A 17,825-nucleotide genomic window follows, 5' to 3' on the forward strand; every position below is an offset into this window, starting at 1 on the left:
GGTGGGCCGGTCGGCTCCTGATCGCCCTGACCCGCCGCGAACCGCACGACGCCCGGCAAGCGGCCGGTAGCGGCCCGCGTTTCGGCTAGCTGGGCGTGGGCGGATTCGGCCCCGCCCGGTTTCGGAGGCCGTCGAACACGATCCGGGAGGCGCGCCGCCACGACGGCGAGCCGGTGGTCTCCCCGAGCAGCGACAGCGCCCACACCAAAGCGACGACGTCCTCGTCGGTCGCGTCGGCGCGCAGCGCGCCTGCTTCCCTGGCGCGCGCGAGCACCGCGGACAGGTGCGACATGCCGCGGTGGCATGCCCGCGCCAGCTGCTCCGCGGCGGGATGGTCCCCGGTGAACGCCTCGAGCAGCCCGCGATCGGCGGTCAGCCTGCCGAGCAGGTCTTCCACGAAGCCGGTGAACGCGGTCCAGGCGTCCGGCTCCGCGGCCGCGCGGGTGGCGATCTCGTCCACCGCCGCCAGCCGCGACGGGAGGAGAGCGTCGATGAGCGTGTCCCGGGTCGGGAAATGGTTGTACAGCGTCCCGATGCTGACACCCGCGCGCCGCGCGATCTCCTCCAAGGAACCCTCGAGCCCCTGCTCGGTGAACACCTCGGCCGCCGACCGCAACAACTTCTCGCGGTTACGGGCGGCGTCCCGGCGCAGGGGTTTGGTCACCAGGCCATTCTACAAAACCTGAGGTGCGCCTCGAATTAGTGCTACGGTGGAAATCGAGGGGGGCCTCATATTGAAGGAGAGCGCATGTCACCTCGTGGAACAGCCCTGATCGTCGGCGTCGGCCCCGGTCTCGGGATGTCGATGGCCCGGAGATTCGGCCGGGAAGGGTTTCGCGTCGCGCTGATCTCGCGCAGCACGGCGCGGCACGCCGCGTACCTGGCGGACCTGGCGCGGCACGGCATCGAGGCCACCGCCCATGTCGCCGACGTGGCCGACCGGCCGCGGCTCACCGCGGTTCTCGGCGACATCCGCGAGCAGGGCCCGATCGGCATGGTCTACTACGGGCCGGGTCCGACCGTGCAGCCGGTGCCGATCACCGACATCGATTCCGCGATGGCGCGATCCGCGTTCGACTGGGTGTGGCCCGCGGTCGACGTGGTGGGTGAGGTCCTGCCCGGCATGCTCGAGCGCGGAGACGGCGCATTGCTTTTCGCGGGTGGCCTGTCCAGCGTCCGGCCCATGCCGATGCTCGGCCATCTCGCTCTCGCGGCCGCCGCGCTGCGCAACTACGCGCTCACCCTCAACGCGGCGCTGGGCGGGCGCGACCTCTACGCGGGCACCCTCACCATCGGCGGCCTCGTCGAGCGCGGCGACATCCACGCCATGGTCACCGCCGACCCCGCGCGCTTCGGCAGCGCGGAAGGCCACACGCTGGACCCGGATGACCTCGCCGAGACCGCTTGGGACATGTACCGCACCCGCGACCGGGCCGAAGAGATCTTCGACGCCCTCGGCGGGTGATCGCCGGAATCAGCCGTAGAGAGCGATGAAGCGGTCGAGGGAGCGTTCGATATCGCCCTTGACCGCACGGGCGACACCGGAGCCGATCGGGCCGAACAGCGGCGCGCCGCCGAGTTCGATATCGACGGTGACCTCCGAGCCCGAGCCCTTCGGGGCGACCAGCAGCTGCAAACCCAGCTTGGTGCCGCCCTTGCCCGCGCCGGTCAGTTGCAGGCGACGCGGCGGTTCGGCGGCGCGCACCGTCCAGGTGACCCGGTTGCGCAGGCCCTTCACCGAGGCGATGCCGACCAGTCGGGTGCCGACGGTCAGTTCGGCGGGCACCTCACCGCGCCACGCCTCGTGCATGGTCAGCCACTTGTCGAGTTCGGCGAGGTTGGAGGTGTGCGTCCAGGCCTCCTCGGGCGAGATCGGGACATCGACCGAGACCTTCAGCTTTGCCATGGGCGCATGGTATCCGGTACCGGTGGTCCGCCCCGTGGTGAGGGCGACGAGCGCTCGACGCCGAGGGGCGGAACTCCACGTCGTCGAATCCGAGCCTCGGTCAATACTTTTGTCGCCGCGTCGGTGAGCGGTCATTCCGCTGGGCGGCCCCGGCCGTGGCGGGTGCGGCGCCGTCAACGGCCGTAACCTGTCCCTGTCGGCGCCTGGCCCGGCGTGCGGGCTTGTATACAGGGCAAATGGTGTGCGGGTTGCATAGCAGCCCAACATTATTGCGTAGCTATGTCGCGATCCCCGGCGCACATCATCCCAGTTCCGGGAAACCGGAAAGTGTCGGTGGGATCGGCAGAGACTTCGTTGAAATGCTGCTAATGTGCGTTTGGTCGGGTTCTGGTTACCGTTCGGACACGATCCGAGCGGTCGGCGATTGACATGTAATCGCCTGTCCTGCGGGCACTGTGCGGTAGGCACTCTTGGAGTGCCGGTGTCGTCGCGGGGTTTCCGGTACTCCGACGCGGACCCCACCGACCGGTCCGTTCATGGTCGGCAGGCGAGGGAAGGCGAGCGAAGCAGGATGGCAGTGGGCCGATTCCTCGAGACCAGTCAACGACGAAAGAACTGATGAATCAAGATATCGCCGTGGTGCTTTCATGGATCCTCGCCGCCGCTTTGGTGATCGCCGTAGCGGGGGCGTTGTACGCAGTGCAGTATGCCAGGGCTCAGCGGGCCAAGCTCGAAGCTCTGACCAGGGAACAGCGCGCGACAGAGGACACGCTCGAGCGGTTCGCCGCCACCACGTTACCCGCGGTGGCCGAATCGATCCGCCGGTTCGAGTCGCAGGTTCCCCCGGTCGAGGTACAGGCCGGCATGGAGAATTCACGGCTCGCGCAGATCCTGCGGTGGATCTCCGAGCGGTACGCCGACGATCTGAGCCTGATGCGCTCGGAGACCAGGGACCTGACCAACAACGAGGCCCAGCAGGCGATCAAGGCCGCCGAGGAGGCCGCGCGCAACGAGGTGTCCTCCGCCTCGCGCCAGGCGACCAGCGCCGCGGTCCGCTCGTTCGGCACCTCCGTGGTCAGCCTCGGCGCGGACGTCAGCCAGGTGGTGAGCGCCGCGCTGCGCGAGCATCGTGACGACGCGGTGTACGAAACCCTCACCCGCATCGACCACACCGTCCAGCAGATGATCCGTCAGGCGCAGTCCTACGTGATCGTCTGCGGTGGCCTGCCCGGCCGTCGCTGGCCCGCGCAGACCCTGACCGACGTGGTCGGCGGCGCCATCGGCCGCGTCCGGGAATACCTGCGGGTGCGGCCCAACCAGCTCGACCGCGTCGTGATCAGCCGCGCGGTGGAACCGCTCGTGCACACGCTGGCGACCCTGCTGGACAACGCGTTGCGGTACTCCCCGCCGACTTCCTATGTGGACGTCAACTTCCAAGAGGGTCATCACGGCGTCACCGTCATCATCGATGACGCGGGCGTGCGGATGAACGCCGAGCAGATGGAGGAGGCCCGGCAGGTGCTCGCGCACGAGCGGCCGGTCGACATCCACCAGCTCGGTCCCTCGCCGAAGGTCGGCTTCCCGGGTATCGCCGCGCTGGCCCGCCGCTACGGTTTCACCGTTTACATCGACGGCCCGAACGTCTACGGCGGCATGCGCGCGATGGTCTACATCCCGGAGTCGCTGCTGGTCACCCCGCAGAACGTCCAGGAGGTCGCGCCCGTGGCCGAGGCAAAACCGGAGCCGGTCGCGGTTCCCGCGCAGGACGCGCCGAGCGAGCAGCCCGGCGAGGACGAGCTGTCGCTGACGGTGAGCGAGATCACCAGCGGCGGGTTACCCAAGCGGCGACGCCGAACGGTCGCGCTCGCGCCGGTCGGGCCGCGCACCGAACCGGGCCTCGCTCGCCCCGAGGTCGCCGCAGCTTGGCATACCGGTTCCAAGAGCGGCCGCGCTGCCGCATCCGATGACACGGAAGGGATGACATCCTGATGGCCACACCCGTGACCGACAGCAGCAACAAACTGGGCTGGCTACTCGAAGATCTCAGCATCACGGGTGTGCGGTTCGCGGTGTTGCTGTCCGACGACGGCCTGCGGATCGCGCACTCCGCGGGGATCGCCCGCGACGAGGCGGAACGCTTCTCCGCGGCGGCCTCCGGCCTGCGCTCGCTCGGCAAGGCGCTGGGCGAATTCTGTGGCGACTCCGCCAATGGCGTGCGGCAGAACATCACCGAGTACGACCAGGGGATGATCCTGATCACCGCGGCGGGGGAGGGCGCGTTACTCGGTGTGGCGACCACCAACGACATCGACGTGGGGTTGGTCGCGCACCGGATGAACGAGCTGGCCGGCCGGGTCGGTCGTGAGCTGGGCAGCCAGCCGCGCAGGCGCGTAGACGGCAGCGAAATGCCATGATCGAACGCGGCGAGCGAGTCAAAGGTACCGCGCCGCTGGGCATTACGGAGCCGAGCTGGCGCGAGGTGCCGTCATGAGCAAGCCGCGGCGCGACCCGGACCTGGTCCGGGCCTACGTGCGCACCGGGGGGCGTACGCGTCCCACTCGTGAGCTGGACCTGGTCACTTTGGTCCTGACCGCCAAAGATCCACTTCCCGGCGCGTCGCCCGATGCGCGCCGGGTCATGGCCCTGTGCAGCCGTCGAGGTGCGCTGTCGATCGCCGAGATCGCGGCGTACCTCGACCTGCCGCCGTCCGTCGTCAAGATCGTCACGTCCGATCTGATGGACGGCGGGCACCTGGTCACTCCCACCCCGGCCGAGTCCCTGCCGGAGATCGCTCTGCTGGAGGAGGTACTCAATGGGCTCCGTGCTCTCGCCGTCTGATCGCGCTGTCGACTACGTGCCGGAGACCGTGACCCGCTCGGTGAAACTGCTGGTGGCCGGCAACTTCGGTGTCGGCAAGACCACTTTCGTGAGCAGCGTCTCGGAGATCAAGCCGCTGCGCACCGAGGAGACCATCACCGAAGCCAGCGTCGGCGTCGACGACATGGCCGGGTTGCCCGGCAAGTCGCAGACCACGGTCGCGATGGACTTCGGCCGCATCACGCTCAGTCCCAAACTGGCGCTCTACCTGTTCGGCACGCCGGGCCAGCAGCGTTTCGTCCCCCTGTGGGAAGAGCTGGCCCGGGGTGCGCTCGGCGCGCTGGTGCTGGTCGACACCCGCCGCATCGAGAAGTCCGACGAGGTCCTGTCGGTGCTCGAGGAACGCGGCGTGCCGTATTCGGTGGCGGTCAACCAGTTCGAAGGCGCGCGGCCCTATCCGCTCGAGGAGGTGCGCGATGCCCTCGATCTGGAACCCGGCACACCACTGACGTCACTGGACGCGCGCGACCGAGGCACCTGCCTGCGTTCGCTGATCACGCTAGTCGAATTCTTGTTCCACCGTTTGGAGTCTCGCATTTGACCACGCCCCAGAGCTCGACCTACCCCGAGAACCTATCCAGCGGCGCCTGCCCGGTCGCACACGGATCGCCGATCGATACCGACGGTCCCCGGATTCCGCTCTACACAGAGGAATTCGCGGCCGATCCACACGGGATCTATCGGAATATGCGCAGGCGCCACGGTTCACTGGTCCCGATCGAACTGTCGCCTGGAGTCCCGGCCACGCTGGTGATCGGTTACCAGGAGGCCGTGCGGATCCTCAACGATCCGGAGCATTTCCCGGCCGATCCGCGCATCTGGCAGAAGAACATCCCCGCCGACTCGCCCATCCGCCCGATGATGGAGTGGTACCCGAACGCGCTGCGCAACAGCGGCGCCGCGCATGCCCGCTATCGGGGCGCCTATACCGCGAGCATCGACGCCATCGACCTGCACGAGGTGCACTCGATGGTCGAGCGCATCGCCATCCCGCTGATCAACGGCTTCTGCGCGGAGGGATCCGCCGATCTGGTGACGCAGTACGCGTTCCCGCTCGTCTTCGAGGTGCTCAACCGGATCGTCGGCTGTTCCACCGAACTCGGTCAGCGGGTCGCCACCGGCATGGCCATGCTCTTCGACACCGTCGAGGCGGCCAGGGGCATGGAGATGCTCTCCGCTGCCCTGATGGAGCTGATCGAGCAGCGCCGCGCGGAGCCGGGCGAGGACGTCACGTCCCGATTGGCGCATCACAAGGCCGGTCTCAACGACGAGGAGATGCTGTCCAACCTGATCAGCCTCTACGGCGCCGGGATCGAGCCGCAGCAGAACCTGATCACCAACACGCTGCTGCTGATGCTCACCGACGACCGTTTCGGCGGTGAGGTTCTCGGCGGCAGCCTGTCGACGCGCGACGCGCTGGACGAGGTGTTGTTCAACGACCCCCCGATGGCGAACTTCTGCATCACCTACCCGCGCCAGCCCATCCTGATCGACAACACCTGGTTGCCCGCGCACCAGCCGGTGCTGGTCAGCCTCGCCGCCTGCAACAACGACCCGGCGATCCGCGGAGGTGACCGCACGGGCAACCGCTCGCATCTGGCGTGGGCCGTCGGGCCGCACGCCTGTCCGGCGAAGTCCGTGGCGTCGGTGGTCGTCCAAGAAGCCATCGATCAGCTCCTCGACGCGCTCCCCGAGATGCGACTGGCTATCCCCGCGGACGAAGTGGTCTGGCGGCCCGGCCCATTCCACCGGGCGTTGGCGGCCTTGCCGGTCGTCTTCCCCAAGTCCCCTCCGTTGAACATGGTGTAAGGAGAAGCGTTCGATGTCGCAAGAGCCGTTAGTCTTGGATCTGACCGGTTCCGATATCCAAGGCGAGGCCGCGCGGCTGCGCGAGCGTGGGCCGGTGGCCCTGGTGGAGCTGCCCGGCGGGGTGCCCGCGTGGTCGATCACCGATGCCGTCGTGCTCAAGAGCCTGCTGGCCGATCCCCGGGTGTCCAAGGACCCCCGGCAGCACTGGGCGGCGTTCATGAACGGCGAGATCACCCAGGAGTGGCCGCTGCACCCTTGGGTGGCGGTCGACAATATGTTCACCGCCTACGGCGCCGAGCATCGGCGGCTGCGCAAGCTGGTCGCTCCCGCGTTCACCCATCGCCGCACGGTGGCGCTTCGACCGCGCATCGAAGCGATCACCGCCGACCTGCTCGACCGGCTCGCGGCGACCCCGCGGGGCACCGCCGTCGACCTGCGGGAGGGCTACGCCTATCCGGTGCCGATCCAGGTCATCACCGAGCTGATGGGTGTGCCCGAGCACTTGGGCCCCGGCGTGCGGAAATGTGTCGACGGATTCTTCGACACCTCGTTCGGGCCGCAGGAGGCGCAGGCCAACTACCTGGAAATGTACCGGCTCATCAGCGAACTCGTGGCCTACCGGCGGGACACGCCCGGCGACGACATCACGAGCGTGCTGATCGCCAGCCGGGACGAGGAGGACGGCTCGCAGCTGACCGAGAAGGAACTCGTCGACACCCTGATGCTGGTGATCAACGCCGGGCACGAGACGACGGTGAACCTGCTCGATCAGGCCATCTTCGCGTTGCTCACCCGCCAGGACCAGCGTGCCGACGTGCTGGAGGGCCGGCTGGCCTGGTCGGACGTGGTGGAGGAGTCGTTGCGCTTCGAGGCGCCGGTGGCGCACCTGCCGCTGCGCTACGCCGTCGAAGACATCGACATCGCCGGAGTCCGCATCCCCAAGGGGGAGGCGATCCTCGCCTCCTACGTGGCGGCCAACCGTGATCCGAAAGTGCACGGCCCGACCGCGGACGAGTTCGACGTGCGCCGGTCGGTCAAGGATCACCTGGCCTTCGGTTACGGAGCGCATCACTGCCTGGGCGCGCCGCTGGCCCGGTTGGAGGCCGAGATCGCCCTTCCGGCCATCTTCCGTCGCTTCCCCGGCATGCGTCTCGCGGTCGACCCGTCCGAGCTGAGCCCCGTGCTCAGCTTCATCTCCAACGGCCACTCCGAGCTGCCGGTGTTCCTGGAGGCGGCGGAGTAACCCCGCTCGACATCCTGATCACACCGTCGGCACCGAGGCTCGGTCCTCTCCGTATCCGTACTCGGCAACCCGCGTATCCCTCGGGGTACGCGGGCAGAGGTGTTTCGCCAGGCGGGAAGACGCGGACCCCACCCCATCGCGCTCACTTCGCGCACGAGATATGCTCTGCCCCAGCGAAATTCGGCGTAAGGTCGAATTCGCTACGCCCGCACGGCAATTCGGCTTCCGAGATTCGGGGCGCTGTCGTGTGCCCGCCCCTGCTCGTCGAACGTTCCGACTTTGGAGTCACGTTTTGACCCACCCACAGTCCTCGGCATCGTCCTCCTTCAGCGGCTGCCCGGTCCAGCACGGTTCACCGGTCGGCGCCGACGGCCCACGGGTCGCGCTGTCCTCGGAGGATTTCGCGGCGGATCCACATCGTGTCTATCGGGAGATGCGCCGCCGATACGGTTCCCTCGTTCCGGTGGAACTGTCCCCCGGTGTGCCCGCGACGCTCGTGATCGGATATCACACCGCGCTGCGCATCCTGAACGATCCCGACCACTTCCCGGCGGATTCGCGGACGTGGCAGCAGACCGTGCCCAGTGACTGCCCGGTGCTTCCCCTGCTCGAGTGGCGTCCGGCCGCGATCCGCAATTCCGGCCTGGAGCACGCCAGGTACCGGCAGGCCACGGTCGCGGGCATCGAGGAGATCGACCAGTTCGCCCTGCGCGACACGGTGGAGCGGATCGCCGTTCCGCTGATCAACGGCTTCTGCGGGGACGGCTCGGCGGATCTGATCGCGCAATACGCGTTCCCGCTGGCGTTCGCGGTGATCAACGCCATGCTCGGGTGCCCGCCGGACATCGGGCAGCGGGCGGCGATGGGGCTCGCGGCGATGTTCGAAGGCGTGGATGCCGAGCAGGGCAACGCGATGTTCAACGACGCGATGGCCGACCTGGTGGCGCTCAAACGGTCCCAGCCCGGCGACGACATCGTCTCCCGCATCCTGCGCCACCCCGTCGATTTCGACGACACGGAGATGGTGCAGCAGGTGCTGATGCTGTACGGCGCGGGCATCGAGCCGCAGCAGAACCTGATCATCAACACCCTGCGGCTGATGCTCACCGACCAGCGCTTCGCGGGCGGCATCATCGGCGGCAGCCTGTCGACCAGGGACGCGCTGGACGAGGTGTTGTTCACCGACCCGCCGCTGTCGAATTACTGTGTCACCTTCCCCCGTCAGCCGATCCTCATCGACGGCGTCTGGCTACCCGCGCACCAGCCGGTGGTCATCAGCATGGCCGGATGCAACGACGACCCGGCGATCAACACGGGGCAGTACACCGACAACCGGGCCCATCTCGCGTGGAGCGTCGGGCCGCACACCTGTCCGGCCCGATCCGTGGCCTACCTGATCGCCCAGGATGCCATCGACCAGCTGCTCGACGCGTTGCCCGAGATGCGGCTCGCCGTCCCTGCCGAGGAGCTGACCTGGCGGCCGGGTCCGTTCCATCGGTCGCTGACCGCCCTGCCGGTCCTCTTCCCGGCATCCCCGCCCCTGCCGGTCTTCTCGAACCAGCCGGAGGCGAGTTCGGCGTCGTAGCCGGGCTCCCTCCGGCGAGTGCCGTCGCCGCATGCCGATCCCGAAGGAGGTTGCCGCACAGAGGTCCTCGCGCACACAGCTGATGAGGGTGTGCGCGGGCCTGTCACCGAATCACACGCTGCACGTCGGCCTACGTCGTCGCCGGGCGCACGCGCCGGGTGATCGCGTTCGTCGAATGTTCGTTTCTCTGGAGTTCGTCTTGACCACGCCACACTTCCCACCGTCCGCCGCCGTGAGCGGGTGCCCCGTGCCGCACGGGTCACCGATCGACACCGGCGGTCCTCGCTACCCGTTGTATTCCCAGGAATACGCGGAGGATCCGCACGGGGCCTACCGTGAGATGCGCCGCAAGTACGGTCCGCTCGTACCGGTCGAGCTGTCGCCGAACGTGCCCGCCACCTTGGTGATCGGCTACCACACCGCGCTGCGCATCCTGAACGACCCGGATCATTTCCCGGCCGATCCCCGCACCTGGCAGAAGGACATTCCGGGTGAGTGCCCGATCCTGCCGATGCTGGAATGGCGTCCGAACGCGCTGCGCAGCTCCGGCCTGGAACACCTGCGCTACCGGCAGGCGAACGTCGCGAGCATCACCGGGGTCGATCTGCACGCGCTGCACGGCACCATCGAGCAGGTCGCGATCCCGCTGATCAACGCCTTCTGTCAGGACGGAGCGGCGGATCTGATCAGTCAGTACGCGTTCCCGCTCAGTTTCGCGGTGCTCAACGCCATGATCGGCTGCCCAGCGGATATCGGTCAGCAGGTCGCGACCGGCATGGCCGCCATCTTCGAGGGCGTGAACGCGGACAAGGGCAACGCGATGCTCACCGACGCGCTGTTCGAACTGGTGCAGATGAAGCGCAAGGAGCCCGGCGACGACATCACCTCACGGCTGTTGAACCACGTGGCGGGCCTGGACGACGTCGAGATGATCCACCAGCTGGTCACGCTCTACGGCGCGGGCATCGAACCGATGCAGAACCTGATCGTCAACACGCTGCTGCTGATGCTCACCGACGAACGCTTCGCGGGAGACTTCCTCGGCGGGAGCCTGTCGACCCGCGACGCACTCGACGAGGTGTTGTTCGACGACCCGCCGATGGCGAACTACTGCGTCAGCTATCCGAGGCAGCCGATCCTCATCGATGACGTGTGGCTGCCGGCACATCAACCGGTAGTGATCAGCATGGCGGGCTGCAACAACGATCCCGCGATCGGGGTCGGTCAACGCACCGACAGCCGCGCCCATCTGGCATGGAGCGTGGGGCCGCACGCCTGCCCCGCGCGATCGGCCGCGTACTTGGTGGTCCAGGACGCCATCGATCAGATCCTGGACGCGCTGCCCGAGCTGCGGTTGGCCGTGGAGCCCGGCCAATTGAACTGGCGGCCGGGCCCGTTCCACCGCGCGCTGGTTTCCCTGCCGGTCGTCTTTCCGAAATCCCCTCCGTTGACCGTCTTCTAAGGAGTCCCCGATGGACACCCAGCCCCTAGTCCTCGACCCGACGGGCGCCGACATCCAGGGTGAGTCCGCTCGAATCCGTGCGCGCGGGCCGCTGGCCCGAGTCGAGCTGCCCGGCGGCGTACCGGCGTGGTCGGTCACCGACGCCGACGTGCTCAAGCGGTTACTTGCCGATCCCCGGGTCTCGAAGGACGCCAAGCAGCACTGGCCCGCGTTCGTCAACGGCGAGATACCCCAGGACTGGCCGTTGTTCCTGTGGGTCGCCGTGAACAACATGTTCACCGCGTACGGCGCCGACCACCGCAGGTTGCGCAAACTGGTCGCGCCGGCGTTCACCCACCGCCGCACCCAGGCGATGCGCCCGATGATCGAGCAGATCACCGCCGACCTGCTCGCCGCGCTCGCGGCGACACCGCGGGGGGAGGCGGTGGACCTCAGGGAGGGTTTCGCCTATCCGCTGCCGATCCAGGTCATCAGCGCGCTGATGGGCGTTCCGGAATCCTTGCACGCCGGGCTGCGCAAGTGTGTCGACGGCATCTTCGACACGTCGCTCGGACCCGAGGAGTCGCAGGCGAATTACCTGGAGATGTACCGGATCCTCGGTGAGCTGGTCGCCCATCGGCGCGAGACTCCCGGCGACGACATGACCAGCCTGCTCATCTCGCACCGCGACGAGGAGGACGGTTCGCAGCTCACCGAGCAGGAGTTGATCGATACGCTGTTGCTCGTGATCAGCGCCGGGCACGAGACCACGGTGAATCTGCTGGACCAAGCCGTCTTCGCGCTGCTGACCCATCCGCGACAGCGCGCCGAGGTCTCCGAGGGACGCGCGACCTGGACCGATCTGATCGAGGAGGCGTTGCGCTTCGAGGCGCCGGTGGCGCACCTGCCGCTGCGCTTCGCCGCCGACGACATCGAGATCGACGGCCTGCGCATCGCCAAGGGCGAGCCGATCCTCGCCTCCTACGCCGCGGCCAACCGCGATCCGAAGCTGCACGGCGCCAGCGCCGACGAGTTCGACGTGCGGCGAGCGAGCAAGGAACACCTGGCTTTCGGGTACGGGGCGCATCACTGCCTCGGCGCGCCGCTGGCCCGGCTGGAAGCGGAGATCGCCCTGCCCGCTCTCTTCCGGCGCTTCCCGAACATGCGCCTGGCGGCCGATCCCGCCGAACTCGGTACCGTGTCCAGCTTCATCTCCAACGGGCACGCCAGGCTCCCCGTGTATCTGGAACCGGCGGACTAGGGGCTGGCCGCGCCCCCGGTGCGGCCGGGGGCGCGCGGTGCGCTCGCAATGTGGCGACCGCCACTATGCATTTTCAGTGTCGGCGCGGAAGTCATTGTGGTGGACTATCATCCACGGGATGTGGATCGGAATGGGCTGATCTACACGGCCGTCGCACGGGTGCCCACCCCTGCCGTCGTCGGCGTCTCAGACGACCTGCCGCCGCGGTTGTAGGGTGAGCGCTGCTCGTCCCGGCATGTTTGCGCGCCGATCGCGCGGGCATCCGGGAAAGACGTCGCATCACGCTGGGAGGACCGATGGCTACCGAAGACCGGACCGCAGTGTTCGACGCGGTGGTCGCGGCGGCGGACTATCCCGTCCTGCTGGTCACCGTGCAGGCGGAGGGACGGCGCGCCGGATGTCTGGTCGGCTTCGCGACGCAGGTCAGCATCGAGCCGCGCCGATTCCTGATCGGCCTGTCCAAGAAGAACCACACCTACCGGGTCGCGCAGCGCGCCGACCGGCTCGCCGTGCATGTGCTGAGCAGCGAACAGCTCTCGCTGGCCCGGCTTTTCGGCGGGGAGACCGGCGACGACATCGACAAGTTCGTGCACTGCGACTGGCACGCGGGCCCCGGGGGCATTCCGGTGCTCAGCACGGTGCCCAGCTGGTTCAGCGCCCGCATCCGCGAGCGGTACGACTTCGGCGATCACGTCGGGTTGCTGCTCGAGCCCGAGGACGCCGCCGTGCGGCGGCATCCCGCGGAGACACTGCACTATCACTCGGTGGCGGATCTGGTTGCGGGGCACGCCGTCTGAGGAGGTTACCCGCGCGATGCCTGCGCGGGAGCTACTTTCGTGCGTTCGCAAGATCGAAACGCGCGGCGAAGGCGGACAACTCGTCGCGGGCGCGCTCCGGGTCGCCCGTGCTCGCGCTCACCACGACACGCGTGACACCCTGTTCGGCCAATCCTTCGACCCGCTCCACCGGCATGTCGATCGATCCCCAGCGGGTGTAGTCGAACCCCTCGGTGCTCCGGCCTGCCGCACCGGCCGCGGCGTGGGCGATCTCCAGTTGCGTGGCGCGTTCGGCCGGACCGAGCATCCCGCCCGGGAAGTAGCCGTCGCCGCGGGACCCGGCGCGGCGCGCGGCCGCCCGGCTCGAACCGCCGACATGGATCGGCAACGGTTCGGCTCGAAATGGTTTCGGATAACTGCACAGATTCTCGAATCCGAAGAACTCCCCGTCGAAGCTCACTCCGTCGGCGTCGCCGGACCACAGCAGTCGCAGCACGTCGATGGCCTCGTCGGCGCGGCGGCCGCGGGTGGCGAAATCGACGCCGACGGCGTGCGCCTCACCGGGCAGGGTGCCCAAACCGACGGTGAGCAGGCGCATCCGGCCCTTGGACAGCACATCGATCGTCGCAAGGCGTTTGGCCAGCACCACCGGATGGTGATAGGGCAGCAGCAGGACCGCGGTGCCGAGCAGGATTCGTTCGGTCGCGGCGGCCACGAAGCTCAGCGCGTCGAGCGGGTCGGCGAACGGGACCGACGGCGTGATCTCCATCGGCCCGACCGCGGCGCCCGGGTACAACGCGATGTGCTCGGGCAGGTAGATCGCCTCGAATCCGCAGCGTTCCGCGTGCTGGGCGTAGCCGATCAGCCGTTCCGGGTCGACGCCGAAGAACGGGGTGCTGTAGCTGACCGCGAATTTCACCGCAGCTCCTCGATCCGGTCGAACTCGCAGGCCGCCGCGAGGCGGTCGCTCAGATGACGACGGACCTGCTCCAGCCGTTCCAGGTACGAATCGACCTCGGCCAGCTTGCGCCGCAACGTGGAGACCGAGTCGGGGCAGACGTCCCCGGAGCCGTTGCCCGCCCGCAGGCAGGCGACGAACGGGCGGATGTCGTCGAGGTCGAAGCCCGCGTCGAGCAGTTCGCGGATCTGCGCCACGATCAGCACTTCCGCCTCGTCGTACGACCGGTACCCGTTGGCTCCCCGGCGCGGCCGCACCAGGCCGTGTTCCTCGTAGTACCGCAGGGCGCGGGTGCTGGTGCCGGCCCGCTGCGCCACTTCGCTGATGCGCATCCGTCCTCCTTGGCGTCACCGCAACGCTAAACCTTCTCGTCGATGTCAAGGCAAGCCGTCGCGGGCACTGCGTACTCTCGGAACGCATCCATCCGGCGGTCGCACCCGCCGATTCGCTCCGACCAGAAAGCATTTCGTGACGAACGCGCATTTCTTTCTTCCGGTCCGCGACAGCGAGCGGGAGTTGCTCGACCGGGTAGCCGACCTGGCGGCCGGATTCGCCGCCGTGGCGGCCGAGTACGACGAGCGCGCCGAACTCGCCGTCGAGCATCTGGACGCGCTGCACGGCGCGGGGGTGAACCAGGCGGTCCTACCGGAATCGGTCGGCGGCGCGGGCCTGAGCTACCTGGGTCTCGGGCGTCTGGTCCGCGTCCTCGCCAAGGCCGACCCGTCCACCGCGACGATCTGGACGATGCACGCCGGTGCTGGTGTCGCGCTCGCGGAACTCACCACCGAGACGTCGGGCTCGTTCTTCGCGGACGAATTCCGCGCGGGCAGGCGTTTCGCGAACGCGCTGTCCGAACCGGCCAGCGGTAACCGCTTCCTGCAGCCGCAGCAGATCGCCGCGCCGGTCGAGGGCGGGTGGTCGCTCAGCGGCGCGAAGCGGTTCGTGTCCGGTAGCGAGATCGCCGACTACCTGCTGGTCAACGCGCTCGTGGCGGGGGAGCCCGCGTTCTTCGGCGTGGTACCCGACGACACGGTGTCGATCATCCCGATCTGGGACACCCTCGGCCTGCGGGCGACGCGCAGTCAGCTGCTGGCGTTCGACGACACCGTGCTGCTTGCCGAGTACCGCGGTCGCGCGCCGCGGCCGGGCGATTTCGCGGTGATCCCGGCCGGTCTGCCCGCGATCTCGCTCGGGATCGCCGACGCGGCGCTGGACGCGCTGGTGGAGCACGCACGGGCCAGGGAGATCCTGGGCAAGCCCTTGGCGCACCAGCAGTGGGTGCAGTACGAGGTGGCGGACGCCCAGACCAGGCTCGCGGCGGCGCACACGCTCTACGAGCAGGCGTTGTGGCAAGCCGACAACGGGATCGCGTCGTTCTTCGACAACCTCTCCCGGGCGAAGTATCTCGCGAACAAGGTGGCGGTCGATGTGGCGCAGCTCGGTGTCCGGATCGGCGGCGGCTCGGGGTATCTCAAGCGGTCGCCGATCCAGCGTCATCTGCGCGATGCCCAGGCCGGTCAGCTCATGGCGTATTCGACCGAGGTGATCGCGGGTGTGATCGGCCGGGGAGTGCTGGGCGTGCCGGAGGATGCGTGAAGCGCGGGCGGGTCGGTCGAGAGTCGGCGCCGCCGAGTATTCGGACATAGCGTGCGATCCGGTCAGCACGTGTTCACCCATTGCGGCTACACTCCGCGCCTTGTGAGTACAGCCGCGGTATCCGGACCCCGAAAAGAACGTTACATCTGGGGCGCGGCGACCGTCATCGGAGTCATCGCCGGATATGTGTCGGTGTTGCTGGCCGACGCGAGGCACTACTACACCGACGACACCGAGGCGCAGTACGCCCCGATGTGGGTGATGCTCGGGGAGTTGTTGCGCGACGGCCGGTTCCCGGCGCTGGTCCCGCACGAATGGATGGCGGGCAACTACACGCTGGAAGAGGCGGGGCTGTTCAACCCGCCGCAGTTGCTCGTCTATCTCCTGGCGCCGTCGATGGATGATCTCTCCGTCTACGCGACGGCGGTGAAGCTCGTCTTCTCGATCATCGCCGCGCTCGGCGTGTTCCGCATCTGCCTGGCCTATGGCGCTCGTCCCCGGTGGGCGGCGGTCGCGGGTATCGCGTTCCCGCTCAGCGGCTGGTTCCTGTTCTTCGACCAGGCCAGCTGGTTCACACCGCACGTGGCGACCGCCTGGATGGTGCACGCTTGGGCGTCGGCGGTGCAGTACGCCCGCGGCCGGAGCGGGCCGCTGCCGGTCTTCGTCTTCCTGTACCTGACCCTCACGGTGCAATATGCCTTCCCCGCCGTGGAATCGGCGCTGATCATCGTCGCGGTCGCGGCCGGTGAGGTCGTGTATCAGCGCCGGTGGGCGCCGACGGTACGGCTGTGCCTCGCGGCGGGGTGCGCGGCGCTCACCGCGGCGATCGCGAACCTGTCCGGCATCCTGTCTTCCCAGGTGACCTGGCGCGGCAGTGTGCAGATCCACAACGACCCGTTCCTGACGGTGCCGTGGTCGGAGTCGCTGAACGCGAGCCTGCCGAGCACCACCCCCGCGTTCACCGCCTGGTGGGGCCACGTCCAGCCGTTGCCGATGGTCTACATCGCCTGGTTCCTCATCCCGGCGCTCGCGTTCATCGACTGGCGTGCCGCGCGCACCGCCGTGCGGGACTTCAGCGGACTGATCTTCTTCGCGGTGGCGGTGCTGATGTGGACGGCCGGGCCCGGGGCGATCGGTCCGCTGCGCTGGCCCGCGCGGGTGCTGCCGATGCTCGCGATCGTGCTGCTCGTGCTGGTCTGCGTCGCGCTGAGCCGCTACGGCGTGTTCGCCGCCTCGCGCCGCCGTGCCACGGCCGCCGCCGTGCTGATCGGGCTGTTGTTCGTACGGTCGGTCTCGGCCGCCCCCGAGCTGGTGTTGCGGCATGTGGTGGGAGCGCTGGCGGTGGGCGCGCTCGGCGCCGCCGCCGTTTGGCTGGCCCGCCACCGGGGCGCCGCCGCCGCGTGCGCGATGGCCGTCGTGGCCATGTTCCCCATCGCCTATACGCAGGTGGCCGTGGCGCCGATGACGCCGATGTCCTACGACTTCCCGGAGCGGCGCTCGGCGATGCGCGCGGCCTTCCCCGATTTCGACGGCCTCACCCTGCAATTGGCCGACCGCGCCGCCGTGCGCCCCGAGGACCGGAACATCGCGGGCGCGTACGGCTCGCTGGCCATCGGCAACTACGCGAAGGCGCTCGGCCTCGACTACGTCAACGCCTATACGCCGATCGGGCACGCCGCGTTCGCCGGCATGCTGTGCATGGCGTGGGACGGCAGTACCTGCCCCGACGCGTTCCGCCGCGCCTTCGCGACCGAACCCGTCACCGGCGCGCGGATCGTCGACCTGATGAAGGTCGACCGGGTGGTCCTGCACCGCACGCAATACCCGGACGCCCGCGACCATCCCGCGCCGGCGGGCTGGCGGTGGGCGGACTATCCGGGACACGAGCGCCACATCTGGGTGCTGGAACGCGCCGACGGGCCCGTGTCCGCCCGCGACGGGGCGATCGCGCACACGGCGGGAGTGACCGCCGAATCGAGGAGTTCGCTGGACGACATCACGACCCGCGCCGTGGTCAGCTCGACCAGTGGCGGGCGCGTCGTGTTCGCCCGGCTCGCCTGGCCTGGGCACCGGGTGACGCTGAACGGCCGCGAGCTGGCGACCGGCACGATCGGCGGCGTCTTCCTCGCCGTGGACATCCCGGCGGGCACCGACAACGCGGACTTGCTCGTGGACTGGCGCCCACCCGGCAGCGAGATCGGGATCGTGACCAGCGCGGCCGGACTCATCGGACTCGGCCTGTTGCAGTGGGCCCATCACCGGACGCGGCGGCGCTCGACCGACGAACCGTCCGAGGCTTCCGAACCGTCCGAGGCTTCCGAGGATCCGCAGATCGCGGTGACCCAACCGGAGTTGGCGACCGTCCAGGCGTGA

17 protein-coding genes are annotated in these 17,825 nt (G+C 68.7%); 13 read left to right on the top strand and 4 right to left on the bottom strand.

Annotation, left to right across the window (positions count from 1 at the left end):
* Positions 1 to 85: 85 nt before the first annotated feature.
* Positions 86 to 664: a TetR/AcrR family transcriptional regulator gene (locus HOV91_RS05235; RefSeq protein ID WP_174184299.1), complete on the bottom strand. Its 579-nt coding sequence runs from the start codon at positions 662 to 664 to the stop codon at positions 86 to 88.
* 84 nt (positions 665 to 748) lie between these two features.
* Between HOV91_RS05235 and HOV91_RS05240 the strand changes: the two genes are divergently transcribed.
* Positions 749 to 1,465 (top strand): SDR family NAD(P)-dependent oxidoreductase, encoded by a 717-nt coding sequence (locus HOV91_RS05240; protein ID WP_174184300.1) that lies wholly within the window; start codon positions 749 to 751, stop codon positions 1,463 to 1,465.
* 9 nt (positions 1,466 to 1,474) lie between these two features.
* On the opposite strand, the gene HOV91_RS05245 is transcribed toward HOV91_RS05240, so the two are convergent.
* On the bottom strand, positions 1,475 to 1,906 hold the full coding sequence (locus tag HOV91_RS05245) for a type II toxin-antitoxin system Rv0910 family toxin (RefSeq protein WP_174184301.1): 432 nt from the start codon (positions 1,904 to 1,906) through the stop codon (positions 1,475 to 1,477).
* A 636-nt stretch (positions 1,907 to 2,542) separates the two neighbouring features.
* Between HOV91_RS05245 and HOV91_RS05250 the strand changes: the two genes are divergently transcribed.
* From HOV91_RS05250 to HOV91_RS05295, 10 genes are all read left to right on the top strand, one after another.
* Positions 2,543 to 3,895 carry an ATP-binding protein gene (locus HOV91_RS05250; RefSeq protein ID WP_312884476.1) on the top strand — a complete coding sequence of 451 codons (1,353 nt, stop codon included), beginning with the start codon at positions 2,543 to 2,545 and terminating at the stop codon, positions 3,893 to 3,895.
* Entirely contained in the window at positions 3,895 to 4,320 is a 426-nt protein-coding gene (locus tag HOV91_RS05255; RefSeq protein ID WP_174184303.1) for a roadblock/LC7 domain-containing protein, read from the top strand. Before HOV91_RS05250 ends, HOV91_RS05255 begins: the two co-directional genes overlap by 1 nt.
* A 73-nt stretch (positions 4,321 to 4,393) precedes the next feature.
* Positions 4,394 to 4,744 carry a DUF742 domain-containing protein gene (locus HOV91_RS05260; RefSeq protein WP_159926752.1) on the top strand — a complete coding sequence of 117 codons (351 nt, stop codon included), beginning with the start codon at positions 4,394 to 4,396 and terminating at the stop codon, positions 4,742 to 4,744.
* On the top strand, positions 4,719 to 5,324 hold the full coding sequence (locus HOV91_RS05265) for a GTP-binding protein (RefSeq protein WP_174184304.1): 606 nt from the start codon (positions 4,719 to 4,721) through the stop codon (positions 5,322 to 5,324). Before HOV91_RS05260 ends, HOV91_RS05265 begins: the two co-directional genes overlap by 26 nt.
* Positions 5,321 to 6,592 carry a cytochrome P450 gene (locus tag HOV91_RS05270; RefSeq protein WP_174184305.1) on the top strand — a complete coding sequence of 424 codons (1,272 nt, stop codon included), beginning with the start codon at positions 5,321 to 5,323 and terminating at the stop codon, positions 6,590 to 6,592. Before HOV91_RS05265 ends, HOV91_RS05270 begins: the two co-directional genes overlap by 4 nt.
* Before the next feature lie 13 nt (positions 6,593 to 6,605).
* Positions 6,606 to 7,835, top strand: a complete 1,230-nt coding sequence (locus HOV91_RS05275) for a cytochrome P450 family protein (RefSeq protein WP_174184306.1) — start codon at positions 6,606 to 6,608, stop codon at positions 7,833 to 7,835.
* 292 nt (positions 7,836 to 8,127) lie between these two features.
* Entirely contained in the window at positions 8,128 to 9,420 is a 1,293-nt protein-coding gene (locus HOV91_RS05280; RefSeq protein ID WP_174184307.1) for a cytochrome P450, read from the top strand.
* A gap of 175 nt (positions 9,421 to 9,595) precedes the next feature.
* Entirely contained in the window at positions 9,596 to 10,882 is a 1,287-nt protein-coding gene (locus HOV91_RS05285) for a cytochrome P450 (RefSeq protein ID WP_174184308.1), read from the top strand.
* A 10-nt stretch (positions 10,883 to 10,892) separates the two neighbouring features.
* Complete coding sequence (locus HOV91_RS05290) at positions 10,893 to 12,122, top strand: cytochrome P450 family protein (RefSeq protein ID WP_174184309.1); 1,230 nt, start codon at positions 10,893 to 10,895, stop codon at positions 12,120 to 12,122.
* 296 nt (positions 12,123 to 12,418) lie between these two features.
* The gene (locus HOV91_RS05295) at positions 12,419 to 12,919 is read left to right on the top strand and encodes a flavin reductase family protein (protein ID WP_174184310.1); all 501 of its coding nucleotides are present in this window, start codon (positions 12,419 to 12,421) and stop codon (positions 12,917 to 12,919) included.
* A gap of 31 nt (positions 12,920 to 12,950) precedes the next feature.
* Here HOV91_RS05295 and HOV91_RS05300 read toward each other — a convergent pair whose 3' ends face one another.
* Together HOV91_RS05300 and HOV91_RS05305 are read right to left on the bottom strand one after the other, a co-directional pair.
* A complete protein-coding gene (locus HOV91_RS05300; RefSeq protein ID WP_174184311.1) occupies positions 12,951 to 13,817 on the bottom strand; it encodes a TIGR03619 family F420-dependent LLM class oxidoreductase in 867 nt (288 codons plus the stop codon).
* On the bottom strand, positions 13,814 to 14,188 hold the full coding sequence (locus HOV91_RS05305; protein WP_174184312.1) for a MerR family transcriptional regulator: 375 nt from the start codon (positions 14,186 to 14,188) through the stop codon (positions 13,814 to 13,816). Before HOV91_RS05305 ends, HOV91_RS05300 begins: the two co-directional genes overlap by 4 nt.
* A 136-nt stretch (positions 14,189 to 14,324) precedes the next feature.
* On the opposite strand from HOV91_RS05305, the gene HOV91_RS05310 reads away from it, so the two are divergent.
* Positions 14,325 to 15,452 (top strand): acyl-CoA dehydrogenase family protein, encoded by a 1,128-nt coding sequence (locus HOV91_RS05310; protein WP_174184313.1) that lies wholly within the window; start codon positions 14,325 to 14,327, stop codon positions 15,450 to 15,452.
* A gap of 102 nt (positions 15,453 to 15,554) precedes the next feature.
* On the top strand, positions 15,555 to 17,825 hold the full coding sequence (locus tag HOV91_RS05315) for a hypothetical protein (RefSeq protein ID WP_312884477.1): 2,271 nt from the start codon (positions 15,555 to 15,557) through the stop codon (positions 17,823 to 17,825).

It is taken from the genome of Nocardia barduliensis, assembly GCF_013315795.1.
GTDB lineage: Bacteria > Actinomycetota > Actinomycetes > Mycobacteriales > Mycobacteriaceae > Nocardia > Nocardia barduliensis.

What these genes read in the sequence shown, in the direction of transcription:
- HOV91_RS05265 (WP_174184304.1), top strand. Translation starts at nt 4,719, where the DNA reads ATGGGCTCCGTGCTCTCGCCGTCTGATCGCGCTGTCGACTACGTGCCG.
- HOV91_RS05245 (WP_174184301.1), bottom strand. Translation starts at nt 1,906, where the DNA reads ATGGCAAAGCTGAAGGTCTCGGTCGATGTCCCGATCTCGCCCGAGGAG.
- HOV91_RS05240 (WP_174184300.1), top strand. Translation starts at nt 749, where the DNA reads ATGTCACCTCGTGGAACAGCCCTGATCGTCGGCGTCGGCCCCGGTCTC.
- HOV91_RS05260 (WP_159926752.1), top strand. Translation starts at nt 4,394, where the DNA reads ATGAGCAAGCCGCGGCGCGACCCGGACCTGGTCCGGGCCTACGTGCGC.
- HOV91_RS05275 (WP_174184306.1), top strand. Translation starts at nt 6,606, where the DNA reads ATGTCGCAAGAGCCGTTAGTCTTGGATCTGACCGGTTCCGATATCCAA.
- HOV91_RS05285 (WP_174184308.1), top strand. Translation starts at nt 9,596, where the DNA reads ATGTTCGTTTCTCTGGAGTTCGTCTTGACCACGCCACACTTCCCACCG.
- HOV91_RS05290 (WP_174184309.1), top strand. Translation starts at nt 10,893, where the DNA reads ATGGACACCCAGCCCCTAGTCCTCGACCCGACGGGCGCCGACATCCAG.
- HOV91_RS05255 (WP_174184303.1), top strand. Translation starts at nt 3,895, where the DNA reads ATGGCCACACCCGTGACCGACAGCAGCAACAAACTGGGCTGGCTACTC.
- HOV91_RS05295 (WP_174184310.1), top strand. Translation starts at nt 12,419, where the DNA reads ATGGCTACCGAAGACCGGACCGCAGTGTTCGACGCGGTGGTCGCGGCG.
- HOV91_RS05305 (WP_174184312.1), bottom strand. Translation starts at nt 14,188, where the DNA reads ATGCGCATCAGCGAAGTGGCGCAGCGGGCCGGCACCAGCACCCGCGCC.